General features: G+C 56.1%; 26 protein-coding genes. 13 read left to right on the top strand and 13 right to left on the bottom strand.

Annotated elements, in window-relative coordinates; genetic code table 11:
• Positions 1 to 14: 14 nt before the first annotated feature.
• Positions 15 to 1,745: a peptidase domain-containing ABC transporter gene (locus ACYVGU_RS04675; RefSeq protein ID WP_460621110.1), complete on the bottom strand. Its 1,731-nt coding sequence runs from the start codon at positions 1,743 to 1,745 to the stop codon at positions 15 to 17.
• A gap of 51 nt (positions 1,746 to 1,796) precedes the next feature.
• Complete coding sequence (locus ACYVGU_RS04670; protein WP_460621109.1) at positions 1,797 to 2,471, bottom strand: TetR/AcrR family transcriptional regulator; 675 nt, start codon at positions 2,469 to 2,471, stop codon at positions 1,797 to 1,799.
• Positions 2,472 to 2,924: 453 nt separating this feature from the next.
• Between ACYVGU_RS04670 and ACYVGU_RS04665 the strand changes: the two genes are divergently transcribed.
• The 5 genes from ACYVGU_RS04665 (at position 2,925) to ACYVGU_RS04645 (ending at position 8,738) form a co-directional block, all read left to right on the top strand.
• Positions 2,925 to 4,835, top strand: a complete 1,911-nt coding sequence (locus ACYVGU_RS04665) for an ABC transporter substrate-binding protein (RefSeq protein ID WP_460621108.1) — start codon at positions 2,925 to 2,927, stop codon at positions 4,833 to 4,835.
• 114 nt (positions 4,836 to 4,949) lie between these two features.
• Positions 4,950 to 6,275: a glutamate-1-semialdehyde 2,1-aminomutase gene (hemL, locus tag ACYVGU_RS04660; RefSeq protein ID WP_460621107.1), complete on the top strand. Its 1,326-nt coding sequence runs from the start codon at positions 4,950 to 4,952 to the stop codon at positions 6,273 to 6,275.
• 125 nt (positions 6,276 to 6,400) lie between these two features.
• Positions 6,401 to 7,282 carry a hypothetical protein gene (locus ACYVGU_RS04655; protein ID WP_460621106.1) on the top strand — a complete coding sequence of 294 codons (882 nt, stop codon included), beginning with the start codon at positions 6,401 to 6,403 and terminating at the stop codon, positions 7,280 to 7,282.
• A 93-nt stretch (positions 7,283 to 7,375) separates the two neighbouring features.
• Entirely contained in the window at positions 7,376 to 7,912 is a 537-nt protein-coding gene (gene dcd / locus ACYVGU_RS04650) for a dCTP deaminase (RefSeq protein WP_460612228.1), read from the top strand.
• A 304-nt stretch (positions 7,913 to 8,216) separates the two neighbouring features.
• Positions 8,217 to 8,738 carry a hypothetical protein gene (locus ACYVGU_RS04645; protein WP_460612229.1) on the top strand — a complete coding sequence of 174 codons (522 nt, stop codon included), beginning with the start codon at positions 8,217 to 8,219 and terminating at the stop codon, positions 8,736 to 8,738.
• Positions 8,739 to 8,835: 97 nt separating this feature from the next.
• Here the strand turns inward: ACYVGU_RS04645 and gldC are convergent, their stop codons facing one another.
• Complete coding sequence (gldC, locus tag ACYVGU_RS04640; protein WP_460612230.1) at positions 8,836 to 9,174, bottom strand: gliding motility protein GldC; 339 nt, start codon at positions 9,172 to 9,174, stop codon at positions 8,836 to 8,838.
• An 80-nt stretch (positions 9,175 to 9,254) separates the two neighbouring features.
• Positions 9,255 to 10,379: a DNA polymerase III subunit beta gene (gene dnaN / locus ACYVGU_RS04635; protein WP_460612231.1), complete on the bottom strand. Its 1,125-nt coding sequence runs from the start codon at positions 10,377 to 10,379 to the stop codon at positions 9,255 to 9,257.
• A gap of 258 nt (positions 10,380 to 10,637) precedes the next feature.
• On the opposite strand from dnaN, the gene ACYVGU_RS04630 reads away from it, so the two are divergent.
• Complete coding sequence (locus tag ACYVGU_RS04630) at positions 10,638 to 11,081, top strand: BLUF domain-containing protein (RefSeq protein WP_460612232.1); 444 nt, start codon at positions 10,638 to 10,640, stop codon at positions 11,079 to 11,081.
• 32 nt (positions 11,082 to 11,113) lie between these two features.
• Here the strand turns inward: ACYVGU_RS04630 and gldG are convergent, their stop codons facing one another.
• From gldG to ACYVGU_RS04610, 4 genes are all read right to left on the bottom strand, one after another.
• Positions 11,114 to 12,826, bottom strand: coding sequence for a motility-associated ABC transporter substrate-binding family protein (gldG, locus tag ACYVGU_RS04625; protein WP_460621105.1), 1,713 nt, complete (start codon positions 12,824 to 12,826; stop codon positions 11,114 to 11,116).
• Positions 12,827 to 12,840: 14 nt separating this feature from the next.
• The gene (gldF, locus tag ACYVGU_RS04620; RefSeq protein WP_460621104.1) at positions 12,841 to 13,566 is read right to left on the bottom strand and encodes a gliding motility-associated ABC transporter permease subunit GldF; all 726 of its coding nucleotides are present in this window, start codon (positions 13,564 to 13,566) and stop codon (positions 12,841 to 12,843) included.
• Positions 13,567 to 13,609: 43 nt separating this feature from the next.
• Positions 13,610 to 14,518, bottom strand: coding sequence for a gliding motility-associated ABC transporter ATP-binding protein (gene gldA / locus ACYVGU_RS04615; protein ID WP_460621103.1), 909 nt, complete (start codon positions 14,516 to 14,518; stop codon positions 13,610 to 13,612).
• 110 nt (positions 14,519 to 14,628) lie between these two features.
• Positions 14,629 to 15,321, bottom strand: a complete 693-nt coding sequence (locus ACYVGU_RS04610) for an SDR family oxidoreductase (RefSeq protein WP_460621102.1) — start codon at positions 15,319 to 15,321, stop codon at positions 14,629 to 14,631.
• A gap of 12 nt (positions 15,322 to 15,333) precedes the next feature.
• Here ACYVGU_RS04610 and ACYVGU_RS04605 point away from each other — a divergent pair, with 12 nt between their 5' ends.
• Positions 15,334 to 16,116: a head GIN domain-containing protein gene (locus tag ACYVGU_RS04605; RefSeq protein WP_460621101.1), complete on the top strand. Its 783-nt coding sequence runs from the start codon at positions 15,334 to 15,336 to the stop codon at positions 16,114 to 16,116.
• 71 nt (positions 16,117 to 16,187) lie between these two features.
• On the opposite strand, the gene ACYVGU_RS04600 is transcribed toward ACYVGU_RS04605, so the two are convergent.
• Positions 16,188 to 16,898: an SDR family oxidoreductase gene (locus tag ACYVGU_RS04600; protein WP_460621100.1), complete on the bottom strand. Its 711-nt coding sequence runs from the start codon at positions 16,896 to 16,898 to the stop codon at positions 16,188 to 16,190.
• A gap of 105 nt (positions 16,899 to 17,003) precedes the next feature.
• On the opposite strand from ACYVGU_RS04600, the gene ACYVGU_RS04595 reads away from it, so the two are divergent.
• Entirely contained in the window at positions 17,004 to 17,735 is a 732-nt protein-coding gene (locus ACYVGU_RS04595) for an MlaE family ABC transporter permease (protein WP_460612239.1), read from the top strand.
• Positions 17,736 to 17,837: 102 nt separating this feature from the next.
• Positions 17,838 to 18,647, top strand: a complete 810-nt coding sequence (locus ACYVGU_RS04590) for an ABC transporter ATP-binding protein (RefSeq protein ID WP_460612240.1) — start codon at positions 17,838 to 17,840, stop codon at positions 18,645 to 18,647.
• Positions 18,648 to 18,738: 91 nt separating this feature from the next.
• On the opposite strand, the gene ACYVGU_RS04585 is transcribed toward ACYVGU_RS04590, so the two are convergent.
• The 4 genes from ACYVGU_RS04585 to ACYVGU_RS04570 form a co-directional block, all read right to left on the bottom strand.
• A complete protein-coding gene (locus ACYVGU_RS04585; protein WP_460621099.1) occupies positions 18,739 to 19,293 on the bottom strand; it encodes a metal-dependent hydrolase in 555 nt (184 codons plus the stop codon).
• Positions 19,294 to 19,448: 155 nt separating this feature from the next.
• Entirely contained in the window at positions 19,449 to 20,072 is a 624-nt protein-coding gene (locus tag ACYVGU_RS04580; RefSeq protein ID WP_460612242.1) for a bifunctional nuclease family protein, read from the bottom strand.
• 199 nt (positions 20,073 to 20,271) lie between these two features.
• Entirely contained in the window at positions 20,272 to 21,249 is a 978-nt protein-coding gene (locus tag ACYVGU_RS04575; RefSeq protein ID WP_460621098.1) for an electron transfer flavoprotein subunit alpha/FixB family protein, read from the bottom strand.
• Between the two features lie 87 nt (positions 21,250 to 21,336).
• Complete coding sequence (locus tag ACYVGU_RS04570; RefSeq protein ID WP_460621097.1) at positions 21,337 to 22,077, bottom strand: electron transfer flavoprotein subunit beta/FixA family protein; 741 nt, start codon at positions 22,075 to 22,077, stop codon at positions 21,337 to 21,339.
• A 75-nt stretch (positions 22,078 to 22,152) separates the two neighbouring features.
• Here ACYVGU_RS04570 and ACYVGU_RS04565 point away from each other — a divergent pair, with 75 nt between their 5' ends.
• From ACYVGU_RS04565 to ACYVGU_RS04550, 4 genes are all read left to right on the top strand, one after another.
• Positions 22,153 to 22,494 (top strand): tetratricopeptide repeat protein, encoded by a 342-nt coding sequence (locus ACYVGU_RS04565; RefSeq protein ID WP_460621096.1) that lies wholly within the window; start codon positions 22,153 to 22,155, stop codon positions 22,492 to 22,494.
• A 70-nt stretch (positions 22,495 to 22,564) separates the two neighbouring features.
• Positions 22,565 to 23,242, top strand: a complete 678-nt coding sequence (locus tag ACYVGU_RS04560) for a response regulator transcription factor (protein WP_460621095.1) — start codon at positions 22,565 to 22,567, stop codon at positions 23,240 to 23,242.
• 47 nt (positions 23,243 to 23,289) lie between these two features.
• Positions 23,290 to 24,642, top strand: a complete 1,353-nt coding sequence (locus ACYVGU_RS04555) for a sensor histidine kinase (RefSeq protein WP_460621094.1) — start codon at positions 23,290 to 23,292, stop codon at positions 24,640 to 24,642.
• Between the two features lie 415 nt (positions 24,643 to 25,057).
• Positions 25,058 to 26,344 (top strand): TolC family protein, encoded by a 1,287-nt coding sequence (locus ACYVGU_RS04550; RefSeq protein ID WP_460621093.1) that lies wholly within the window; start codon positions 25,058 to 25,060, stop codon positions 26,342 to 26,344.
• Positions 26,345 to 26,425 lie beyond the last annotated feature (81 nt).

The raw sequence follows: 26,425 nt of genomic DNA, 5'->3' as shown, positions 1-26,425 counted from the left end.
AGGGCTAGTACATCCTAGGCCAGCAGCTCTTGCAGCTCCGCCTGCCTCGACACGGTTTCGTACGGACCGTCGGCCACTATTCGGCCTTTGCGCAGCACAATCAGGCGCGGACACAGGGCCAGCACCCGCTGGTCGTTGGAGGCCAGCACCACGGTCCAGGGCTGATCGGAGGCTAGTAGCCGGCCCAGTATGCGCAGCCGCTCAGCGGGCTCCACGCCGGGCAGAAAATTATCCAGCAGCAGCAGCCGGGGGCGCTGTACCAGCGCCCGGGCCAGCAGCAGCTTCTGCCGCAGGCTGTCGGAAAGTGCGGTGCCCATGCTAAGCGGTGTGTTCAGGCCCTGCGAGCGGGCGTACGTGTCATCGCGCAGCCCCACCAGCTCCAGGGCCCAGGTTACATCGGCGGTAGTGATGTTGGGCTGGTCCAGGGTAAGGTTCTGAAGCAGCGTACCGTCGAATATATTTTGATGGGCAATGTTATCGCCAACGTGGCGGCCCAGCGTCTCGCTGGATATGTCCTGCAGCGCCAGCCCATCGTAGGCAACTACCCCGGTGTAACCTTCCAGCAGCCCGGCCATAATGCGCAGCAGCGTGGTTTTGCCTGAGCCATCGAAGCCAGCCAGCCCTAGGTGCTCACCGGGCTGCAAGCTCAAGGAAATGCCTTGCACCGGCTGCTTCGTGCCCGAGGGATACTGGTACCCGAGTTGGTGCACTTCCACCTGAATTCCTTTATCGGAGGGGGGCAATGCCAGTTGGGAACCGTTTTTCGGGGACAGAACGGGCAGATCGAGCACGTGTCCGATTTTGTCCAGCGACGTGAGGGCATCGTACACCACATCCAGCTTCAGGAGCACTTTTTCCACCGCCGAAATCGTCATGATGATAATAATTTCAGAGGCCACAAACTGACCGATGTTGATTTGCTTGGCCACCAGCAGCCAGCACCCAATGATGAGCAGAGAAGCCGTAATCAGGGTTTTAAAGGCCACGAAGCCCCAGAACTGGGTAAGCAGCACCCGAAAGTGGTTTTGCCGAGCCTCGAGGTAGCCTTCTACCAGCGTATCGGTGCGGTGCAGGGCCAGTTGCTGGCGCGGTGCGTGCCGAAACGTATGCACGGTGCGCGCTACATCCTCCAGCCAGGCAACCACCCGGTACTTATACTTCGACTCAGAAAGGCTGGTAGACAGGCCTTTGGGCCCAGTAAAGCGAATCATGAGGGCGAGCAACCCAATCAGTATGAAACCGAAGACAATGAAGATGGGATGATAAAAGGACAGCAGGATCAAGCCGAACAGAATTTGTAGGGCCGCAGCCGTAAACTCTACCAGCAGCGTGGAAAGCCCTTTTTGTAAGGTGGGCGTATCCAGCAGGCGGTTCATGAGCTCCGGCAGGTACTCCTGGCCCAGCGCCTCGGTCCGGATACGGGGCAGGCGCACGGCAAAGTCAAGGCTGGTGCGCACAAACACGCGCTGCTGGATAAACTCCACCAGATACAGCTGCATCACCTGCAGGCCGCCTACCAGCAGCGTACCCATTACAATAAACCCAATCAGCACAATCAGCGAAGTGCTGACCTCACCGCTGCTCACAAACCCAATAACCGACTGCACACCCAAGGGCAACGTCAGGCTAATGAGGCCGGTAAGAGCCGCGTACACATACAGGTAGGTAATATCCCGCCGTTCGGCTGCCAGCAGGCGAAACAGGCGCTGGCCGGGAGTAAGCGAGGAAGAAGTTGAATCAGCCATGGGGAAAGTAGTGGTTGCTGACAGTGCGAGGTCAGATGCGCCGGGAGTTGCTTAGGTCAGCACTCCAAAAACCAGACTTTCTAAAAAAGTCCGAATATAATTTTCGCTGGATTGATGCGCTTTGGCATCGGTGAGGGAAGGCAGGTGCTGAGAGAAGAACAGTTGCTTGCTCGAAGCCTCCAGTAGGGTGCTGGCCAACGCGTACGGATACGGATACCGGGCGTTGATTTGCGTGATGATATCGGCAATATCGGAAACCAAGCGCTTGTATTCCCGAAACAGGCCCGCCTGGTTGTTGATGTCTACGTCGCGGGTCAGATACGACTTAGAGGCCTCATTCACGACGATGCGGTAGAGAGCCGATTCATCCAGTTCGGTAGTGGCGGGGTCGTCGTTGTGCGCCTGGGTCAGGATGCCCAGCACCAGCCGCAACCGCTGCGATGGCTCTGGCACGTTGTGGGTATGAAACCGAATCTGGAAGCCCAGCCAGGCCCAATACCACGAAACTAAATATACCAACAGCCGGTGCTTGTTTTCGAAGTAGCGGTACAGTGAGGCTTCCGTTGACTCCATCCGCTGGGCTAGTTTCTTGAATGTAAACTGTTCCAGGCCAATCTCATCAATCAGCTTCACGCTCTCCGAAATCATGCGCCGGCCCAGCTCCGTGTCCTGCGGGTCGCGCAGGTACAGCTTATCATTTAACTCAATACGTAGCGTGGCACTCATGAGGCTTTACTTTCAGACAAGTAGTAAACACTATTGAGCATGATAGTTTTACTAACCAGGCAGATTATAAGAATCCAGGCACACAAGCTCAACCGTGTGTTCGCGCTGCTTTTTAGTACTGCAAAGGTAAATCGCATCAAGGGCCTTCGTCTTAAATTGGTATTAAATCGAGGTTAGGTTCAGATTAATTTTCAGGATCCGTTACTAGGGTGTAGTTGAGTTTAAACCGGCCTCGGCCCAACAATTCAGGTGTACGATCCAGCTTCCGATATCCCGGCCACGCCTGATGCTGCCACACTCCGGCCTGCGGCAGTCCGGCACCTGCTTATAGTAGGAGTATTCGCAGGGATGCGGCTGATTTTTACCTTCCCCGTTGTTCCTGCGTACCTTTGCCGGATGAGCCGCGAGGTTGCGGCTCCTGTGTATTGCCTACCTGCATTGGTTTTCCGGCTTATGAGGATACTCTCCCTCCTGCAACTTGCCGTTTGCTGTACCAGCGTTGCCCTTGGGGCGCCCGCGCTGGCCCAGCAGCCTCGTTCTACTACCCCTACTGCGCCCGCCAAGACGCCCACGTCTACCGCTCCTAAAAAAGCAGCGCCCACTCCGGCCAGCACAGCCAAGCCTGCTACCCCTGCCCCTACGGCAAAGCCTACCAGCCCTAAACCGGCGGCTACTGCGGTACCCGCTAAGCCCGCCTCCGCCAAGCCCAGCGGCCCGCCGCTGCCCGCCAACCTGGGCTCCGCGGACCCCACCATCCGCTACAAAAACGGCAAACTCCTTCTCGACCAAACCCGGTATGACCTGGCCATGAAAGAGCTGGAGCCTTTGGCCTCGAACCCACAATTTACTAGGGCCCCTGAGGCGGCGTACCTCTATGCTGTGGCGGCCAGCCGAGCCAAAAAGTTTGCCGAGGCCGAGCAGATGCTGAACCTGTTGCGCAACCAGTATCCGCAGTGGCCCAACATGCCCGAGGCTTTTTTCCTGCAGGGCCAGATTTCGTTTGAGCAAGGCGACTTTGAGAATGGCTTGCGGGTGCTGGCTCAGCTGCCAGAAGGCCGCCTGGCCTCCGAGCGCGAGAACATGAAGGCTACCTACCTGCCGCGCATCAAGGAGAAAGCTACTTTTCAGACACTGCTCAAAGCCTACCCCCAGGATGCCGCACTAGGCCGCGCCTACGCCGATAAACTGGCCAACGGCGGCTGGTACACCGATGCCGACAAAGGCACCCTGGAGCAGCTCATCAGCCAGTACGCCCTCGACCGCAGCCGCTACACGCCCCGCCCCCAGGCCCAAAAGAAAAGCTCCTATAATATTGGGGTGCTCCTGCCCTTCGAGCTGACGGATACCAGCTGGGAAACCCGCCGCAAAAACCAGTTTGTGACCGACCTATACGCCGGGTTACGGCTGGCGCAGGACTCGTTGCAGCGCGAAGGCCGGCCGGTGCAGCTGTTTGCCTATGATACCGGCGCCGACACGCTCCATCTGAAGCAGGTACTAGCCCTGCCGGAGCTGGCAAGCATGGACATGATTATCGGGCCCGTGTACAAGTCGGGCAGCAAAATTCTGGCGCGCTTTGCCCAGCAAAAACAGATTGTTACCGTGAATCCCTTGTCGCAGGACGGGGACCTAGTGCTGGACAACCCGTGGCACTATTTGTTTGAGCCGAGCACCGCTACGCAGGCCCGGCAGGCGGCGCAGTTTGCGTTTGCACGCTTGGGTGGACCTCGCACGGCCGTGGTTTTTTACGAAGACACCAAAGACGAAGCGGCGTTCGGGGCGGCCTACAAGCAAGCCTATGAAGCCCTGGGTGGCCGCGTGGTGCAGCTAGTCCGCATCGATTCTGACTCCGATGAGTCGCTGGCAGCGGCCTTCGGTAGCGTTGACTTGAAGACCGTGGGACACCTAGTAGTGGCCTCGGATCATAAGAAGGCGGGCCCCTACACCCTCTCAGCCCTGAAGCTGCAGGATGCCCGCCTGCCGCTTATTACGCAGGCCTCCTGGCTTGACAACAACCGCATCAGCCTGGGCCAGCTGGATGCCCGCGACGTGTACTTCATCAACACCAAGTTCATCGATAAAACTAACCTAGGCGTGCGGCGCTTCCGGCAGCTGTATGTGGAGCGGCAGAACTTGCCGCCCTCCGTGTTTGCGTACTCGGGGTTTGAGCTGCTGTACTTTTTCGGGAGCCAGCTACACCAATATGGCCCGGCTTTTCAGCAGCAGCTGGCCAATAGCGGCCCGGTATCGGGCACCGTATTTCAGGGCATTGGCTACCCCGCCGGTGCTCACGACAACCAGTACGTGCCCCTATCCAAACTAGAGCGGTTAGAAGTTGAAGTTCTGAACCCAGTAGGGGTCAGGTAGGTTATTCAGGCAGCACGAAACTCCAGGTTCGTGCTTGGCTCGGTGCCGTGCAGGTACCCCACTCCACCCCTTTACCCTTGCGCTAAGCTGGAGCTTGGCGTGGTTTTGTGCTTTATGAATTCTGCCCCAGTTACCTCTCCCAGCCTAACCCTCACCACCAGCAACGAGCTTTTCGAGCAGGCCAAACAGCATATTCCGGGTGGCGTAAACTCGCCGGTGCGCGCTTTCCGCGCCGTAGGCGGCCACCCCGTGTTTATGCAGTCGGCAAAAGGTGCCTGGCTGACGGACGTGGATGGCAACCGCTACCTGGATTTCATCAATTCTTGGGGGCCAATGATTCTGGGCCACGCGCCAGATTTGGTTCTGGAAGCGGTGCAGCAGGCCGTACTAGGCTCCCTTTCCTTTGGAGCTCCTACCCGCCGCGAGGTGGAAATGGCCGAGCTTATTAAGCAAATGGTACCTAGCATTGAAAAGGTACGCTTGGTTAACTCTGGTACTGAAGCCACCATGTCGGCGGTGCGGGTGGCCCGCGGCTACACCGGCCGCGACAAAATCATTAAGTTTGAAGGCTGCTACCACGGCCACGGCGACTCGTTTCTGATTGCGGCGGGCTCCGGTGCCCTCACCCTAGGTGCCCCCGATTCGCCAGGTGTAACGCAGGGTGTTGCGCAGGACACGATTACGGTACCGTATAACGATCTGGCAGCCGTAACGCAGGCCGTGAAAGCCAACGCGGGGCATGTAGCAGCGCTTATCCTGGAGCCTGTAGTGGGCAACATGGGCCTTGTAGCTCCTCAAGAAGGATACCTGCAGGGCCTGCGGAAGCTGTGCACACAGCACGGCATCGTCCTGATTTTTGATGAAGTGATGACGGGCTTCCGCTTGGCCCGCGGCGGTGCGCAGGAGCTCTACGGCATCACACCCGACCTGACTACACTGGGTAAAATCATTGGCGGCGGTATGCCGGTTGGGGCGTATGGCGGCCGGCAGGATATTATGGATAATGTAGCTCCGGCCGGTAAAGTGTACCAGGCGGGTACCCTGTCTGGCAACCCCATTGCTACAGCGGCGGGCATTGCCCAGCTTACTTACCTGCAGGAGCATCCTGAGCTGTACACCGAGCTTAACCGCATCACTACCCGCATTGCCGATGGTACCCGCCAGATTGCTGCTGAGCTAGGGCTGAACTACACCGTAAACCAAGTGGGCTCCATGTTTAGCGTGTTCTTCACCGATCAGCCCGTAACCGACCTCGAATCGGCAAAAACTTCTAATACGGAAGCCTTCGGGCGGTACTTCCGGGCTATGCTGCACCGCGGTATCTACTTGGCACCGGCGCAGTATGAGGCCCTGTTCGTGAGTACTGCCATTACTGATGACCTGGTGGATGTGTACCTAACGGCCTGCCGCGAATCGATGAAAGAAGCCCATGGGTTGTAAGCAACCTAGGACCTAGTAAAACGTGAGAGGGCCGGCGCCAGCGTCGGCCCTCTCACGTTTTAGCGGGTTTTATAGGTAAGCCCAGCGGCAACCCCTTACCTTTGGAGAAATACTCCAAAGCCCCTATGCCCCGATTTCGCCTGTTGCTTCCGCTTTTGCTGCTGCTATGGCTAGCCGGGCCGGCCGCGCTGCTGGCCCAGACTGAAGCACCCGCCGCCGCCAACAAACGGCTATTCGACCGTACCGTCGACGAGTTGAACTTCCGGACCATGGAAACCGTGTACGACAAGTCGTTTGCCCGCGGCAAGTTTCCGGCTTCACTTCGGTCCGTGAAGGCACGGAAAGAGTTCGATAACTTTCCAGGCCGCGACGATCTGAAAAAGCTTTTCCTGAACTACAACGGCGTTTCTGACCGCTACAAAGCACGCTTCGGCAAGGGCCGCACCGATTTGGTGGAGTTCGAAAAGCAGTTGAACACCATTCTCGTCGACCGCAACTTTGAGTTTTTTATCCGGGTGCTGCCGCGTGATGAGCGGGTAGCCCTGATTCATGGGTTGCAACGCGTTATCAAGCAGGGCGCGGCGCAGTTTAATGCCTCTGAAGACCCTGCCCCAGAGGACCTGGCTGCGGATGGCGCCGCCGTACCGCCCGCCGATGTAGATGCCCCCAGTACTATCACGGAAACCACGGTTACCACCACTACCGACAACCTAGAGCAGGTACCTGAAGCTAGCGCTGTGGAGGCCTCTACCTCAGCTGGCTATGCCTCGCCCCGCTCCCTGGATGTAGCCCCGCGCCACGATTGGATGGATTACCTCACGCTGCTGCTATCGGGCAGTTCATTGCTTTTGTTGCTTTATCTGGTAACCAGCGTTTTGCCCGACCTGCGTAACCGCATTGATTTGCTCGCCGAAGACCTGGAGCACAATAAAGCAGCCTCTCCACCGGCTCGCCGACGCACCACGGCCCTCCCCGAAGACCGCTACGAAGACGAGGAAGCAACCTAACCAGCCACTCTCCCCTGGGTTGCGGCATATGCCACCCCTAGGGCCCTGACACCAACACCACATTATGAATCCTGAATTCATAATACAGCCCTTATGATACTTACCGACCAGCAGATTCTCGCCGAAATTGAGCGGGGCAACATTGTCATTGAGCCGTACGACCCCAGCTGCCTGGGCACCAACTCCTACGATGTGCACCTGGGCCGCTACCTGGCCACGTACCGCGACCCGGTACTGGACGCGCGCAAGCACAATGAGATTGACGTGTTTGAAATACCAGAAGAAGGCTTTGTGCTGCAACCTGGCACCCTGTATCTGGGCGTAACCGAAGAGTACACCGAGAGCCACGCACACGTGCCGTTTCTGGAAGGCAAAAGCAGCGTAGGCCGCCTAGGCATTGATATTCATGCCACCGCCGGCAAAGGCGATATTGGCTTCTGCAACACCTGGACGCTGGAAATCAGCGTGTCGATGCCCGTGCGGGTGTACCACCTGATGCCCGTGGGCCAGCTGATTTACTTTGCAGTGCAGGGTGATGTACAAACCTTCTACAACCGCAAGCCAAACGCCAAATACAACGAGCGCACCATTAAACCGGTGGAATCGATGATGTGGAAAAACAAGTTCTAGGCTCTGCCTTGGTAACCTGACTTTTACTAGGGTACCACAACAGTACAACCGCTTACCGCAAGCCTCAGCTGCCTTAAAAGGGGCAGCTGAGGCTTGCTGCTTTTCATGGGGCTAGCAGTTTGGAAGCGTACTTTTGCAGAACGAATGCCCCAGGGGCCAACTCAATGAATTCATGGATTTTATACCCTGTGGTAAACTACCTGGCACAGTTTTTCGTTAGAATAAGACATCCGGCAGATGTTCATTGATGGAAATCTGCTGGTTCAACCTGAATCTGACCTGTCGTCCACAATATCCTTTCCTGATGAAAAAGTCACTTGCTGTTGCGGCCGCTTTGCTTGTTACTTCGCTTGGAGCTAACGCTCAGCAGAAGTCAACTGTAATGCCGCAGGATAAAACCCAGACTTCGCCCCGCCTCAACGTGGTGCAGGTGCATGCCCGCCAGCTCTCCGAGCAAATGGCCCGCGATTTGCGCCTCAATGGTTATCAGAAAAGCCGTCTGCAAGTAATCAACGAGGAAAAGCAGGCCAAAATCGTTGCCATTAACAGAAGGAATGCAGGCAACGAAAAGCTTATCCAAGAGCAGTGCGGTTTAGTGTGCAAGGAGCGTGATAAGGAGCTGCAGTCGGTGCTCAGCACTGACCAGTATAGCAACTATTACGATTCGCGCCGTGCCTACAACAGCTTCAGCATGAACTATAATCGCTCGGCTGATGCCATTTTCGTGAACTCGGTGCAGAACCCGGCTCCGGCTAGCAGCAATGGGGCTATCATCGGCCCCGCCCGAAGTGCTACCCCCGCTCCTGCCCCAAGCCGCGGACGCTAAGCTTGGTATTACGTTCCAGTAGCTTGTAATCACTAGAGAAACGAAAAGCCCCATCAGGTATCCTGATGGGGCTTTTCGTTTTTGAGGGGCTAGGTACTTAGCGCTGCTTGCGCTCTTCTTCCTCGATATGGTCCATAAGCTGGCGGCATAGGTCGCGCATTTTGGTAGCCATTACGGAGTCGTTGGTGGCCGTGATGATGCTTTCGGCCATGGCACCCATGGTGTCCACATAAAAGCGCTTCATCTCATCCACGGGCATTTCCTTGGTCCACAAGTCAATTTTCATGGTGCCACGCTCATCCCGGTCCCAGAGAGCAATATTGATGGCTTTGGCAAAGTGAATATCGGGGCCCGCGTCAGTGGCAGTCCAGCTGATAGCTTCTGGCACTTTCTGATCGTCCAGGGCAATGCTGAAGCGGATTTCGGATTTTTTCATGCTACAAAAGATTAAAAAAGAACGTCATGCTGGGCTTGCGGCAGCATGACGTTCTACTTGTTAGGTCAGTGAAACCACGCTTACACGTAGTTGTTCAGCATCACGGGCATCACTAGCATCAGGATGCTTTCGTTGTCGTCGGGGGTAGTAGGCATGAGCAGGCCGGCGCGGTTGGGCGTGCTCAGCTCCAGCGTAATTTCCTCCGAGTCGATATTCGATAGCATTTCGGTCAGGAATTTGGCGTTGAAACCAATTTCCATGTCCTCGCCATCGTACTGGCAGGCCAGCTTTTCGTTGGCTTCATTCGAGAAATCCAGGTCTTCAGCCGAAACGGTCAGCTCCGAACCGGCCAGGCGCAGGCGCACCTGGTGGGTGGTTTTGTTGGAGTAGATGCTAATGCGCTTCACCGAGTTCAGAATTTCCTGGCGGCTGATTATCAGGCGGTTGGGGTTGCTTACCGGAATTACGTTTTCGTAATCGGGATAGCGCTCATCAATCAGGCGGCACACAAGGCGCATCTGGTTGAAGCTGAAGAAGGCATTGGAGTTGTTGAACTCCATGCGCACGGTAGTAGCCTCCGAGGGCAGTGCGCCCTTCAGCAGGTTAAATGCTTTGCGCGGAATGATAATGTTGGCGGTTTGGCCAGCACCCACATCAGAGCGGCGGTAGCGCAGCAAGCGGTGGCCATCGGTAGCCACGAAGGTCACCTGGCTATCGGCCAATTGCACCAAAATGCCCGTCATGGCGGGGCGCAGCTCGTCGGTGCTTACCGCGAAGATGGTTTTGTTGATTGCCCGCGAAAGCGACGACGACGGAATCTCTACCGGCGACGAGCCTTTCACTACCGGCACGCGGGGAAAATCGGTGGCATTCTCGCCGGCCAGCTTGTAGCGGCCGTTAGAGCTAGCAATTTCAATGGTATACGTTTCCTCGTCCAGCGTGAACGTTACGGGCTGATCGGGCAGGTTCTTGAGCGTGTCGAGCAGGATGCGGGCCGGGGCAGCAATGCGGCCACTTTCCCGTGCTTCAACGGGTAGCTCGGTCATCATGCTCGTCTCCAGATCGGAGGCAGTAATGGTGAGTTTACCTTCCTCGATTTCGAACAGGAAGTTTTCCAGAATCGGCACCACAGGATTGTTCGTGACCACGCCATTGATGCTCTGGAGCTGCTTGAGCAGGGCGGAAGACGAGACGATGAACTTCATAGAGAGGTAGGGATGGTGGGGCGTTTTTTGGAAGAGGACAAAGATAGGAAACGGCGGCGGGTTTAGAAATGGGCGGGCAGCGGGAAAACGGCTCCTGCAAAACTCTCCGGCCATGTGCCAGGGCTAGCACCGCTCTGGCCAGGGACGTAGTTGAGGAAATAAAAAATATACATACCCCACCTATTTAAGCTTCTAGATAGGAATATTTCAGCAAAAAAGTTACCTCGCCATTCCATTCCCTCAGGCCAGTTCTTGCTCATGACGTTTCCCCTGCTCCATCACGTAGTTTACCAGAGTTCGGCTACGACTCCTATGACCGAAAAAGACCTGGCAGATTTACTGTTGCAGTCACGTCGTTGGAACACGGATCATCAGCTGACGGGCATCTTGCTCTATAGCCACGGCGATATTATGCAGGTACTGGAGGGCCCGAAGGAAGAGGTCGATTACATCTTTGAGCGCATCCGGCAGGACACGCGCCACTTCCGGCTGATAAAGCTGGCCGATGGTCCGATTCAGGCGCGCAACTTCTCGCAATGGTCCATGGGCTTTAAAGCTTTCAGCCCCGAGGAATTTCGGCACCTTCCGGGCTATCAGAACCCCGAGAGCCGCTCGTTTCTTGCTTCCTACTCAGAAACCGACAACGATTTACTGCACACCCTGCTCGCTACCTTTATTCACGAAGACGATATCCGGCTGTAATCAGCTTTTCTCCTGGGTTTCCTGCTTAGGCGCTAAAACGACGCATACCGCCGCTTGCGGCGCCAAGCGCGCACTAGGCCAAACACGGCTAGCAACCCCAGCGGCGCCGCCAGGTTCAGGAGTTGCCAGCGACGGCGCTCTTCTGCTGCGCGCAGCTTATCCAAGGGGCGCAGTGTAATCTGCTTACCGCGCACCACAATCAGCCCCGACTCATCTAGCATGTAATCAACAGCATTCAGTACCAGCTCACGGTTGGCAAACTCGGTGTTGGCCAGGCGGTCGAAGCCGAGGCGGAACGGGCGGCCGGTTTTAGGGTCCAGCTCACTGCGCACAAAATCGCCGTCGGATAGCACAAGGACTTTGGCTGGCCGGGCTTGCGGAGAGTTGGCGGGCTGAAATTGAGTGGTTCCGGGTTGCGCCCGGTTAGCGTACAACGATTTGAATTGCCCCTCCAACAGGTAGCCTACCGGCACGAACTGCTGCTTGTACAAACTTTGGTTGGGCTCCAACCGAGCGTCGTTGAGGTTTACGGGCACTGGTGAGGGTAGTACCCGGCTGTAGCGTGAGGTGAACAGCAAAGGCGTTTTGCGGATGCCGGCGGCCTTCACGGTATCAATGCTGCTCACAAACTTGGTGTACACCGCATCCAGGTTGCGCGTAATGGGGTGCTGGCTGAAGTTATTGATGAGCGGGTAAAACTGCCACGGCATCGGCTCTACTTTGGGCTTGTCGCCGAGGGCACCCGTCACCAACGGAATGACGCCGGAGTTCAAATCCAGAATCAGGTCGGGGTTGATGCGCGCGCCGTATTTAAACAGCAGGTCATCGAGGTTTAGCTGCTGCGGAAACGACAACATGCCGCCGCGGTTGGCACTGTCGAGGTTCACGCGCATGGCATCCACGAAAAACAGCGCATTGCCACCCTGCGTGATAAACTGATCTAGCTTAAACTTTTCGGGCTCCGTGTAAGCCGTGGCAGGCTTGGCCACAATAATGGCGCTGAGGGTGCGTAAATCCTGGGGCTTGGCCTGATTCAGGTTTACCCGAAACACATCATAATACTGCTGAAGAGAGCCAATTAGGTCGCCGGCCTCCACGTTTGAGAGCTCGCCATGGCCTTCTAGCACCCCAATGCGCTTGCGTTGCCCAGGGTTCAGCTTCCGGATAGCGCTAGCCAACTCATATTCCAGCCCCTCTATGCTTTGGTTGAGTCGGACATCAGAAGGCGCAGCTTGGTTACCGCGCAGCAGCAGCACCTGCTGTTCTTTGCCGCCTGCGGCCACGGTAGCCCATGGGAAAATGATCTTCTCAACGCGCTTGCCGTTTTCGTTGGCTCCCAGGTTAGTAGGCCGCAAGCCTTTCTTGAGCAGAGTGGCGTAATATTCGTTGCGCGCTTTTTCGGTGCCAGCCGCCGATGGATCGACGAAGACGTAGTGCAGGTTCGCGCCGCCGTACACCTGCATTTCGTTTAGAGTTTCGCGCACCGACTGCTGTAACCGCCGGAAAGCCGGCGGGAAGTCGCCATCCAGGTACACCGTCACCGTGACGGGTTGCTTAAGGTTTTCAAGCAGCGTAGCCGTTGCCGGCGACATGGTATAGCGTTTTTCCTCCGTCAGATCGAGGCGAAAAAAGAAGAAACTCCCGATGAAGTTCAGCAACAGTAAGCCAAGCAGCGCCAAACCAAAGCGCGTGAGGTCGCGGCGTTTGCGGGTAGTGGGTATTGGGGTTGGTAGTTGTTCAGACATGGTCTTTCGGGCGGCTACCAGTTACGGCTTTGCAATACTAGCTTGGTTCCGAGCAGCAAGCCGGCAATCAAACTCAGGAAATACAGTAGGTCGCGGGAGTCAATGAGGCCCTTGCTCAGGTCGCGGTAATGAGCCGCAATGCCCATCTGGCCAATGTAGTAGGCCGGGGTTCCGTCAAACACGGAGGCTAGTGAATCGAAGCCAGAGTATACCAGAAAGCACCCCACTACCGCCACCAGAAAGGCAATGATTTGGTCGCGGGTGATGGCGCTGGCAAAAATACCAATGGCCGAAAACACCGCCGCCAGCAACACAAGGCCTAAATACGAACCCACCGTAGCCGCCGAATCGATATTTCCCTGGGGGTTACCCAGTTGATAGACGGAGTAGTAGTAGAGCAACGTGGGAAGCAGCGCTAACAAGGCCAGCAGCAAGCATGCTAGGTACTTCCCTCCTAGTATCTGTCCATCGGTTAGCGGACGAGTAAGCAGCAATTCAATGGTACCGGCCTTCTTCTCCTCGGCAAATGTGCGCATGGTCAGGGCCGGAATCAGGAACAGAAAGATCCAGGGGGCCATATTGAACAGCGTCTGCAAATCAGCAAAGCCGTAATCCAGCACGCTGCTGTCCGGAAACACCCATACAAACAGCCCGGTTGCTACCAGAAACACCCCGATGACGACGTACGCTACCGGCGAGTTAAGAAAGGAGTTGAATTCTTTGCGAAGAATGGAGTACATCGAAGGATGTGCTAGGTAGAATGCGTTGCAGGACTAGCCCCGCTTATTTAGTTAACGATTGGAACACTTGCTCCAAGGACTGCTCTTCCTGCCGCAACCCAAGCAGCACCCAGCCTTGTTGCGAGGCCAGCCGGGAAATAGCCCCGCGCTGATCCGAGCCAGCCGCCGCCCGAATCCGGTAGGTGTTGCCTGATTCCTGCTCAGCGTGGTTGATACCTGGCAGCGCCCGCAGTGGGACTAGATCAATGGGTTGCTCAAACTCCGCCCGGATGATGGTTTCGCCCGCAGCTTTGGCGCCTAATTCTGCCACTGGCGAGTCGGCCACAAGTTGCCCCCGGTTGATGATGACGGCGCGGCTGCACAGCGCCGCTACCTCGGGCAGAATATGAGTAGAGAAAATAACGGTTTTATCCTGGCCTACTTCCCGAATCAGATTGCGGATTTCGCCAATTTGGTTGGGGTCGAGGCCGGTGGTAGGCTCATCCAGAATTAGTACGCCGGGGTCATGAATCAGGGCCTGCGCTAGCCCTACGCGCTGACGGTAACCCTTAGAAAGCGCCCCAATCTGCTTGTTTTGCTCCCGCCCTAGCCCTACGCGGTCTACCATCTGCTTTACCCGCTGGCGGCACTGGCCGCCTGAAAGGCCGTGCACCGAGCCAATGAATTCAAGGTACTCATGCACATACATATCCAGATACAGGGGGTTGTGCTCCGGCAGGTAGCCTACCCGGCGCCGCACTTCCAGCGGATGGGTTTGCACGTCGAAGCCATCCACTACCACCGTCCCGAAAGTGGGCGGCAGATAGCCGGTGGCAATTTTCATCGTCGTGGACTTACCCGCCCCATTCGGCCCCAGAAAGCCCAGGATTTCGCCCTTACCCACCGTGAAGCTGATATCGTTGACGGCGGCTTGGGTGCCGAAGGTTTTGGTTAGGTGTTGAACTTCTACCATAAGGTGTATTGCGAGTTGCCCTGGCGGCGCATCTGTAAACGTAGTCGGCGAACCGACATTGCACTAGCCCCTACTAGGGTTTGAACCGGCCGGAGGCCTAGTACTTTTTCCTATTTGGGCTGCGTAGGCCGCATTTGCAGCTCGGAAATCATCACCGTTTGGGGCGCCTCCAGGGCGTGCACTATGGCGGCGGCAATATCTTCGGGTTGCATTTTGTGCGGGTCGGGCTCTTGGCCGGGGGTAGCGTTATTAAAGTTGGTTTCCACAGAGCCCGGCATCAGGCAAGTTACACGTACACCATCGGGCCGCACTTCCTTGAACAACGCATCAGAAAAGCCGCGCACTGCATACTTGGTGGCGCAATAGCCAGCCAGATTAGCTGTGCCCGCTGTACCTGCCAACGATGCCACGTTGATGATATGGCCTTCGCGTTGCTTTTTCATTTGTGGCAGCACCGCTTTCGTGCAGTAAAACAAGCCGTGCACATTGGTATCAAACATGGCGTGCCACTCTTCAGAAGAGAAGCCATCAATGGGGCCAAAGTTGCCAATGCCGGCATTATTCACCAATACATGAATTTCCGGGCCTAGCTCGCGCTGGGTATTGGTAAAGGCCTCCTGAACGGCTACCTCGTTGCGGATGTCGCACTCAAAAAACTGAAACCGCTCGTGCTGCAGTCCTTCGGGCGCGGTGCGTCCCCAACCGGCCACTACGGCTCCGCGCGCCAGCAAGGCCTCGGCTGTGGCGCGCCCAATGCCTTTGCTGACGCCTGTGATAATGGCTACCTTGCCGCTTAGGTCCATAGCTGTAGGTAAATGTATTGGTTTGAATTATGGCCGCAAGTTAGCGCCCCCTGGCGGCTTTTACGTGGGCTTGCGGCAGGAGTAGCAGTCGTCCTCATATTATCAGGCTGCCAGAAGGAAAATGAGGCAGGCTGTTTCACCAGTACCGGCAGCATTCGAGCCGAGCGCCGTGCCCTGCAGCCCTTCCACACGCTGACTACCTACGACAACGTAACGGTACTGCTGGTGCAGGATACAGAAACCTACGCCGAGGTGCGGGCCGGCCAGAATTTGCAGGAAGATATCCGGCTGGAGGAAGCCGACGGCTACCTGACCATCCGCAATACCAGTCGCTGCAACTGGGTTCGGCGCTACAATACACCTCGGGAAGTAACGCTGCACACGCCTCGCCTATCGGGCATGTTTCTGCGGGGCGAGGCCGATATTCGTACCGTGGGCACATTTCGCGCTGATACCCTATTTGCCCACCTCATAGGCTCCGGCGACTACCACCTGAACCTGGCCAGTACCTACCTGGGCATGAGCCAGTACGAGCTCGGCGACATCTACCTAAGCGGCACGGCTTCGGAGCTGCACCACACCCTAGGCGGCAACGGAAGCCTGTACGCCACCGAGCTACCGCTGCAGGAGGTGTACCTGCAAACCAACTTCGACAGCAGCGGCAACGCGTACGTTCGGCCGGCGCGCTTACTAGCTGGCACGCACGCCGGCACGGGTACGGTGTATTATGCCGGCGCCGTACCGTTACTAGAACTGGGCATCACGGGTAAGGGAAAGCTCACGTCGCTGCCCTAAGTTACTAGGGTACTAAGGTAGCCAAACCCTCAGCTCCCGAACAGGTAATGCACCACTAGGCCTGCAGCGCGTTACAAGTCACCGAGTTGGGGCCGAATCAGCAGTTCTTCCACCACGGCCTGGGGCGAAAGGCTGTAGGTGCCAAAAATAGCTTCGGCTACGTCTTCGGCTTTAATAAATCGCTCCGCGGGCAGATCCACCCCTTCCCAGCTGGCCGTGAGCGTAGCGCCCGGCAGCACAGCCGTCACCCGAATGCCGGCATCTTTCAGTTCTTCGCGCAGGTTGCGCGTCATGCCCAGTAGCGCGTGCTTGGCAATACCATACGAGCCACCGTTGGGATACGCCGTGAGGCTAGCCGTAGAGCAGATGTTGAAGATATGCCCCGATTTTTGGGCCAGCATGCCCGGCAGAAGGCCTTGGGTCACGTCGTAGGCACTCAGCAGATTTACTTCCAGCATGCGGCGCAGCTGAGAGCCATCCTGGGGCTCGTCTTGCAAGCGGCCGGGAATAAAAGAGCCGGTGTTGTTAATGAGCACTGCTACCTCTCCTACCTTTCGCACAAATTCCGTAAAGCGGACGGCGTCTTCACGCTGGCTTAAGTCGGTGGGCAGGGTATGCAGCACGGCACCCGGAATTTGCTTGGTAGCAGCGGCTTGCAACTCCTCTAAATCTGTAGCAGAGCGGGCACAGGTAATGACGGGGTGGCCGGCTTGCAGGAAGCGTAACACCAGGGCGCGCCCAATTCCTTTGGTGCCACCCGTTACAACGATATTTTTTTGCATTCCTTTGATTTCTGAATCGGTTTTTACGTAAGGAGTTCAGCTCGGCACTATGCCCGGCGTATCCTACCACCGCAAGTTTCCGCTTTTCTTTTCTTTTTCGCTTTTATGGTCAAAACCTTCGGTGAATTTCTGCTTTTCCTGCAGAGCATGCTCACGCGGAAAGAGCGTTTTAAAGTGCTGTGGAACCGCACCATTGATGAGTGCATCGTCATTGGCATCAACTCCATTTTTATTGTCGCCATCGTATCGGCCTTTATTGGGGCCGTAACCTGCGTTCAGATTGCTTATAACCTAACTAACCCGCTCATTCCGAAAAGCACCATCGGCTATATGGTGCGCGAAATGACAATTCTGGAGCTGGCCCCAACTATAACCAGTATTGTGCTGGCGGGCAAAGTGGGCTCCAGCATTGCGGGCGGCCTCGGCACTATGCGCATCACAGAGCAGGTAGCGGCGCTGGAAGTCATGGGCATTAACTCCGCCTCGTATCTGGTGTTGCCGCGTATTATAGCCTCTATGCTGATGTTCCCACTGCTGGTAATTCTGGCAATGGCCTTGTCTATCATCGGGGGCTACTTGGCAGGCACGCTCACCGGCGCGGTTTCGGCGCAGGAATACGTAGAAGGTATTCGCACCGACTTTATTCCCTACAACATCGTATTTGCCCTGATCAAGTCGGTGGTATTTGCCTTCCTGGTCTCGGCTATTTCGTCGTTTAAAGGCTACTACACGCAGGGTGGCGCCCTGGAAGTTGGCGCCGCTAGCACCACAGCCGTGAACAACTCCATTATTGCCATCCTGGTGGCCGACTTTGTGCTGGCCGCACTGCTTCTCTGATTTGTTCGGGTTTCTGGTGCTTGGCAGCTGGTTTTCGCGCCATGCTTGAACAGTTGCCTCACTTTCCGGTCCTAGGCTCCCGAACCCCCAAGACCATAAGAAATGATTGAAGTTCATAACGTTCAGAAAGCTTTCGACGGTAACCAGGTGCTGAAGGGCATTACGTGCACCTTCGAAACTGGCAAATGCAACTTGCTGCTCGGCGGCTCGGGTACGGGCAAATCGGTGCTGCTCCAGTGCATTGTAGGCCTGATGAAGCCTGACCTGGGTAGCATCACGTTCGATGGTACAGCCTTTACCAACAATAAAGTGAACATCCGGCAGGATATCCGCCGCAAAATTGGCATGCTGTTTCAGGGCTCGGCGCTGTTCGACTCGATGACGGTGTATGAGAATGTGGAGTTTCCGCTCAAGATGCTCACGCCCGACATGAGCCGCGAAGAGCGCCGCGACCGGGTGGAATTTTGCCTGAAGCGCGTGGGCCTGGAAAATGCAGGTACCAAAATGCCTTCTGAAATTTCGGGCGGTATGAAAAAACGGGTAGGCATTGCCCGCGCTATTGCGCCCAACTGTACCTACCTGTTCTGCGATGAACCCAACTCCGGCCTAGACCCGCTCACCAGCATCAAGATTGACGAGCTGATTCACGAAATCACGCACGAGTACGGCATCACGACGGTGGTAGTAACCCACGACATGAACTCCGTCATCGAAATCGGAGACCATATCATTTTCCTCTACAAAGGCCAAAAACTCTGGGACGGCAACAAGGACGAAATCCTGAATGCCCAGGTACCCGAGCTCAAGGAGTTTATCTTCAGCAGCAGCCTAGTGCGCGCCGCCAAAAAGGTCGACGACGAAACCGAAGGTGGCTTGGCTGCCGCAACCACCGACGAAGCCATAAATATTTAGGCTTCTTCCAGCAACAGCCCTAGTAAAAAGGCCCGTACTCAGCTTGAGTACGGGCCTTTTTACTAGGGCTGTGTTGAGCTCGAACTGTGCTCTACCACTGCTCACGACGCCGAAGCTCCGTGATGTGCGCCAAGTGGTGCCGGCCGTGCCAAGCGTATAATACTAGGGCTTGGTCCAGGGTGAACTTACGCTGCGTGCCAGGATGGTAGAATGTGCGCGCCCATTGGGCATCGGTTAGGTTGCGCAGCAGCTTCACCCACCGGATGTGCAGCGCCTCCAAGAGCGCCAACGATACGGCCACTGGCGTTGCCTCAGTATCGGGTAGCTCGGCCCACGCCTGCTCCTCGTAAGGCCGCACGGTGGGATTATCCTCGGTAAGAGCCAGCTTAAAGCGGATGTAGCTGTTCATATGCGAATCAGGCAGGTGATGCAGTACCTGCCTTACTGACCACCCACCCGGCCGATACGGCGTGTCCAGTTGAGCGGGCGTCAGGCCGGCCACGGTAGCGCGCACTTGGTCAGGTAGCGTGGCTATCTGGGCCATATAGGCGGTGCGGGCACCGCGGTCAAGGGGTTCGTCGGGCAGTACGGCCTGGCCGATGGGGTAGCGCAGGTTCAGGTCAGCGGCGGGGGTAGTAGAATCCATGTGCAGCAAATACAAACGGGAGGTTGAGCCAGCAAGGTACGGACAACCGCATAAGTAGCTTGGGTAATAGCTGAGCCACCGAAAAAGCAAAACGACTTTCTGCCAGCTGGCAGAAAGTCGTTTTGTAAATCACTGGGCAAGCACTAACCGCAAAGCTAGTCGTTGCGCTTGTTGAGTTCGTCGCGGATTTTGGCGGCCTTCTCGTAGTCTTCACGCTCCAGGGCCTGGGCCAGCATCTTCGTCAGCTCATCCAACGAAACCTGGCCGCTAGGGTCGCGGGGCTCCGAAGGCTTCGGCGAGGGCTGGTCGTTGTCCTCGTCTTCGTCCTCGTCGGTGTCGTCATCGTCCTCGTCGGCATTCTCATCGAGGTCCGACAGGATGATGCCGGCTTCGCTCAGCACGCTTTCTACCGTAAAAATCGGCACTCCGAAACGCAGGCCAATGGCAATGGCATCGGATGGGCGCGAGTCAAGCTCAAAGGTGCTGGCTCCGTCGGAGCACACAATTTTGGAATAGAACACACCTTCCTTCAGGTCCGAAATCAGTACTTCCAGCACGGCTACGTGCACCTGCTCAGCAAAAGACTTGAACAGGTCGTGGGTCAGCGGCCGGTTCGGATTAATCTTCTCTATCTGGATGGCGATACTCTGCGCCTCAAACATACCGATGATGATCGGTAGGCGTCGGTTGCCGGTCTTTTCACCCAGAATAAGGGCAAATGAGCCCGACTGCGACTGGCTGGACGACAGGCCCAGAATTTCGAGCGGTATCTTTTTCAAAGGAAATGAGGGGCTTAGAAACGTAGGTACTGGAAACCAGACCAGATAAATGGGCTAGCGCAAGAATAGATTCTGGATGCAAAAGAAACTAAACCCGGCGTATCAACCTGCATACGGCTAAAAAAGACTTAGGGTCTCAGGATATTTGGCTTCGCTTGGTGGCGGTTCCTTTTTCCTGAGACCCTAGTACTTAGTGGCTCTAGCTTAACTCTTTTACTGCCTGCGTGAGCTTGGGCAGCACATCAAACACGTCGCCTACAATGCCATAATCTGCGGCTTTGAAGAACGGGGCCTCGGGGTCTTTATTGATGACCACAATTACCTTCGAGGAGTTTACGCCGGCCAGGTGCTGAATAGCGCCCGAAATACCGCAGGCAATGTACAGGTTCGGCGAAACGGTGATACCGGTCTGGCCTACGTGCTCGTGGTGAGGGCGCCAGTCTACGTCGGATACAGGCTTGGAGCAAGCCGTGGCCGCACCCAGTGCTTTGGCCAGTTCCTCAATCAGGTGCCAGTTCTCGGGGCCTTTCATACCGCGGCCGCCTGATACTACCTTGTCGGCTTCGGGCAACAGAATGCCACCGGCCTGGTCCTGCATAATTACCTGCTTGGGAGCATCGGTAAAGTCGGCATCCGTTAGCTGAGCCGAGAACGACTCTACTTGCGCGGTTTTGCCAGCTTCGTGCAGCGCCTCAATCGAGTTTTTCTTTACGGCAATGATTTTCCGCTCGCCGTCGAGTTTCACATCGGCAAAGGCCTTGCCCGAGAAGGCGCCGCGCTTTACCGTGAAGCTGCTACCGTCCATTTTGGGCAACTCTACAACATTTGTAGCTAGGCTAGCCTGCAACCGGATAGAAAGGCGCGAGCCAACGGCTGCCCCAATGTTGGAGTTAGCCAACACCAGCACCTTAGCATCTTCTTTCTGCGCGGCGGCAGCGATGAGCTTGGTGTAGGCTCCGTTTACAAAATCCTTGAGGCGAGGCTCCGCATCGTATAGCACTTTCGTGATGCCCTGCTCGCCCAGCTGGGCCAGGTTCGCTTCGGTAGCTTCGCCCACCGCTACTGCGGTAGCCGTGGTGCCGAGCAGCTGAGCTACCTGGCTACCGTAAGAAGCTACTTCCAGCGAGGATTTTTTTACCTCGCCGCCATCACATTCAACAACAACTAGAACAGACATTTTCTGAGGAGTTATGAGTAGTGAGTTGGAAGGTATGCTCAGAGCAGGTGCTTTTTAACCGCATACCTTCCAGCTCATTCTGTTTAATTAGATAACTTTTGCTTCGTTGCGGAGCAGACGGATCAGGTCGCCGGCGCTTTCCGCAGGGATGAGCTTTACACCCTGCTTCTGGGCGGGCAGCGCGTAAGCGGCTACTTCTGTGCGGGCAGCGTCGCCGGTAGGCTCTACTACTTTCAGCGGCTTGGTACGGGCCGTCATGATGCCGCGCATGTTTGGGATGCGGGGCTCGCACATAGGCTGCTGGCAGCTAGCCACGAAGGGCGTATTCACTTCCACGATTTCCTTACCACCTTCGATTTCACGCTCGAGCGTTGCGGTATTGCCGCTCATGTCCAGCTTCATGGCGGGCGCCACCGTCGGGATGCCGAGCAGCTCGCCTACCATGCCATGTACCTGGAAGCCATTGTAGTCAATGCTTTCCTTACCCATCAGAATCACGTCGTAGCCACCATCTTTGGCTATGGCAGCAATCTGCTGGGCCACAAAGAAGGCATCTTTGGGATGAGCATTTACGCGGATGGCATCATCGGCGCCAATGGCCAGGGCCTTCCGGATGTTCGGCTCGGTGTCAGCCTCGCCAACGTTGAGCACAGTGACGGTGCCGCTACCCTGCGACTCCTTTAATTCAATGGCGCGAGTGAGTGCATACTCATCCCAAGGATTGATTACAAATTGCACCCCAGCCTTATTAAATTGCTGGTTATCAAGTGTGAACGTAATCTTTGTGGTCGTGTCAGGCACGTTGCTGATGCAAACGAGAAACTTCATCTACGGCTACTTATATGAGGAGAAGACAGGGAAAGTCCCAAATTTGGGGGCAAAGATACTCAAAACTACTGCCCCATGGAAACTACGCCCAGCCGCTTACAGCAACTCTTAGCCTTCTACCAAGACGACCCCACTGACCCGTTTACGATTTACGCGCTGGCCACGGAATACCGCACTACGGAGCCTCTACGGGCTATGGAGTATTACCAAAAGCTACTGGACGAGCATCCGGAGTACGTGGGTACGTATTACCACGCCGGCAAGATGCTGCAGCACTTAGAAAAGCCTGAGGAAGCCGAAAAGGTTTACCGAAAAGGCCTGAGTGTGGCCCGAAAAGCCGGCCAGATGCACGCCGCCAGCGAAATTCAACAGGCCCTCAATCAACTATTGGGGCTGGATTACGAAGACGAAGACTAACTGACGGGACCACATCGGCCCTAGGGACTTAGCAGGCCGCAACCTACCTTCGAGCGACTCACGTGCCACTATGAAGATTTTACTTGTTGAGGATGAGCCCAAAGTATCGGCCTTCATTCGGCGCGGATTGGAAGAAGAAGGGTTTGAGCTGGAGGTAGCTTACGATGGCCGCTTTGGTCGTCAGTTAGCCCTCACCCACTCCTACGACCTAGTGATTCTAGATGTCATTCTGCCTTATTTCAGCGGGCGGGAGGTGTTGCAAGCCTTACGGGAGCATGACCAGCAAACGCCGGTGCTACTGCTAACGGCCCTGGGCACCACCCAAGATAAATTGCTTGGGTTCGGGGATGGAGCAGATGATTACCTCGTGAAGCCTTTTGATTTTCCGGAGCTAGTGGCCCGCGTGCGGGCGCTAGTTCGCCGGCGGGGGCAACAGGCCAAAGGCTCAGTGCTTTCTTTTCAAGACCTTACGCTTGATACAGCAGCCAAAACCGTAACCCGCGCTGGTCAGACCATCAAGCTTACGGCCCGCGAGTTTGGGTTGCTAGAGTTGCTGCTGCGCCACCCCGGCCGCGTGCTGAGCCGGGCCGAGCTGGCCGCCGATGTGTGGGAAGAATCGTTTGATGCGGGCTCGAATGTGGTAGACGTGTACGTGAACTACCTGCGTAACAAGGTTGATAAGGGCTTTGGCCAAAAGCTAATTCATACGGTGGTGGGCATGGGCTATGTATTGCGGAGCGAATCGTAGGTCGAGGTGCACCTTCGCTTGCTTTTCCGACCTAGTAAATTTTCTGCATGACTATTCGTAACCGTCTGACGTGGCTATTCTTGGGGTTGGTGGCTGTCATTCTGCTGGCGGCCATGACCTTCACCTATATCCTACACGCCGACTACACCCGCGACGAATTTCAGCAGCGCCTGCGAGACCGGGCCGAGGTGACGGGCTACGTTTTTCTGGAAGAGGACGAGCTGCGGACCGAAGCCTTCCGGGCGTTTCAGAAGCGTTACCTCCGCACCCTTACCGACGAGATACTCCAGATCTATGACGCCAAGCTGCAGCCTCGCTTCATTGAGCAAAATCAGGATGTTCGGGTTCCTGATAAGATTTTAGCCCAGATTCTGCTAGAGAAGGAGGTGTACTTTGATTTGGGTCCTCGCCATGCGGTGGGCATATTTTACAATGACAACCAGGGTAAGTTTATTATTGTAGCCGCGGCCCAGAATATTTCCGGTAAGGCCCGGCTGCAGCATCTGGTTATGGTGTTGGCCGGCATTTTCTCGGCCAGCTTGGTGGTCATTTATGTAGCCGGACGCTTGTTTGCGGGCAAAGTCTTAGCCCCCATTGCGGCCGTAAATGACCAAGTAGACCGAATTACAACCCAAGATTTGCACCTGCGGGTAAGCGAACAAGGGAATCCAAAAGATGAAATAGCCCGCCTGGCCCGCACCTTCAACCGCATGCTAGAGCGCCTCGAAGATGGGTTTGAGGTGCAGCGCACCTTTGTCAGCAACGCCTCGCATGAGCTTCGGACCCCGCTTACGGCTAGTATCGGCGAGCTGCAGGTACTACTGAACCGCAACCGTACGCCAGCAGATTACCAACAGGGAATCAGCTCCGTGCTGCTTGAGTTGCAGGAGATGAAGCTGCTTATCAACAACCTACTCGACTTAACCCAGACAACTAGCGGCGCTACCGATATTATCCGGCTTGATGAGCTGGTGTGGGAAGCTCGGGAAGCCATGGCGCCCGAGCAGCGCCTTCGGGTTCAGGTAGTGTTGGGTAGCCTTCCGGAACAGGCTGAACAGCTTGAGGTGCGTGGCAACCGCCAGCTTCTTTGCCGGGCACTTACCAACTTGCTTGATAATGCCCTGAAATATTCCCCCGACAAGGAGCCAGTAGAAATACGCCTCGACTATACGCCTGGGAAACGCCGCATCCGGATTCAGGACCACGGCATTGGTATTAGCCCCAAGGACCTGCCGTACATTTATCAGCCGTTTTTCCGGGCCGATAACGCCCGCAACTTGGTAGGGCACGGAGTTGGGTTGCCCCTAGCCCGTCGCATTGTGCAGCTGCACGGCGGCGAGTTGGTTATCACCTCCGGCCTGCACGAAGGCACTTTAGCTGAAGTTACGTTCGGCGACTAGGTTCCGTAGCAGCTCAAACCCTCTGGCGCACGAACAGGTAGCCACTTCCCTGGCGAGCCTAGGCCTGTAGTTCGAGCAAGCTACCCGTACTTCTGTTGTTCTAATCTGGCTCTAATACCGCTGGCGTAGACTTGTGCCGCACCTGGCTTTTCCGGTGCGTTGTCTACTATAGCTACGCCATGAGCAATTCGTGTTTTCGTCACATCTTATTTCCACTACCTACCCTGAGAGCCGAAACTGGCCCGGACGCTTTCTCAGACACAAGGAAGAAGTCTGACCCACTGAAACTGGCCGGTTATGCGCCCCGAACCGCATTTTTGGAAAAGTTTTTCGGTTCTAATCCGTTTCTAATCTACCTCTAATTCTGCCCTAATACGGGGCCCGTACTCTTGCATATCCAAACCGAATACCGGATATGCAACGCTCCTCTTTTCTGCTGATAGTAGCTTTACTGTTCAGCTTTTACTCTCGTTCTGCCTTCAGCGCCCCGCTCAGCAATGATACCCTCCGCCTGACCCTGGCCAGCGCAGAACAGCGCTTTGTGCAGAACAACCTCAGCTTGCTGGCCCAGCGCTACAACGTATCGGCGGCGGAAGCCCAAAGTTTGCAGGCCCGCCTCTGGGACAACCCCACTTTTTCGATAGAGCAGAACGCGTATAACCAGTTCACCGGCAAAACGCTGGACGTATCGCGCTCTGGTAACACCATTGTGCAGGTGCAGCAGCTTTTCTCAATTGCAGGCCGCCGCAAGGCCGCCACTAGCGTGGCGCAGCAGAACACCTTAGTCGAGCAGTTTACTCTGGAAGACTTGCTCCGCATCCTGCGCTTCCAGCTCCGGGGCACCTTCTACGACCTGTACTATAAGCAGCAAAGCGTAAGCGTGTACAATCAGGAAGTGGCTAGCTTCCAACGCACCATCAGCCTCTACGAGGGCCAGTATTCGAAAGGCAATGTGGCCCTAAAGGAAGTGATTCGCTTACAGGCGTTTCTGTTTCAGCTGCGCAATGAGCGCCAGGCGTTGCTCAATGAAATTGCCAGCCAGCAAGCCGACTTGCGCATTCTGCTGCGCGACACCACCGGGGCTTATTACTACCCCCTAGCCGATGCCAAACGCCTGCAGGCCCTATCGCTGGCCGGGCGTACGGAAAGCCAACTCATTGACTCGGCCCAAGTTACTCGCGCCGACGTGAAAGCGCGGCAGGCAGCCGTGCAACAACAGACTCAGAACCTACGCCTACAACGCGCCCTAGTAGCCCCTGACTTGGCCGTGGGATACGTCTACGACCGGGCCGGCAACTATATCCAGAACTACAATGCGATAACGCTGGGTATTGCGGTGCCTATTTTCAACCGGAATCAAGGCAACATCCGCACGGCGCAACACCAGATTGAGATCAGCAAGGCCCAGCTTACCCAACAGCAGCTGATGGTACAGAACGAGGTGCAGGAAGCCTGGCGCCAAGCCCGCCAAACCGACCAACTGTCCCAAAGCGCCGACGGCCACACAACGGACTTCGACCGCCTCATGAAGGGCATTGATGAAAGCTACGCCAAGCGCAACCTGAGCCTTGTCGAGTATCTGGATTTCTACGAGAGCTACAAGAACAACTTGGTGCAACTCAACAACCTCCGGGCCAGCCGGCTGCGAGCCTTCGAGCAGCTAAACCTGGCCATCGGCCGCCCGGTGTTTCGCGCCGAGTAAGACTTGCCCTTTATCCAGCTTTACCCCTCGCTCACTCGCGTCGACTAGCCCCATTTTTCTCTGAACCCTCATGCTGTTACG

It is taken from the genome of Hymenobacter tenuis (genome assembly GCF_054780495.1).
This window is presented reverse-complemented; position numbering and strand designations above follow the sequence as displayed.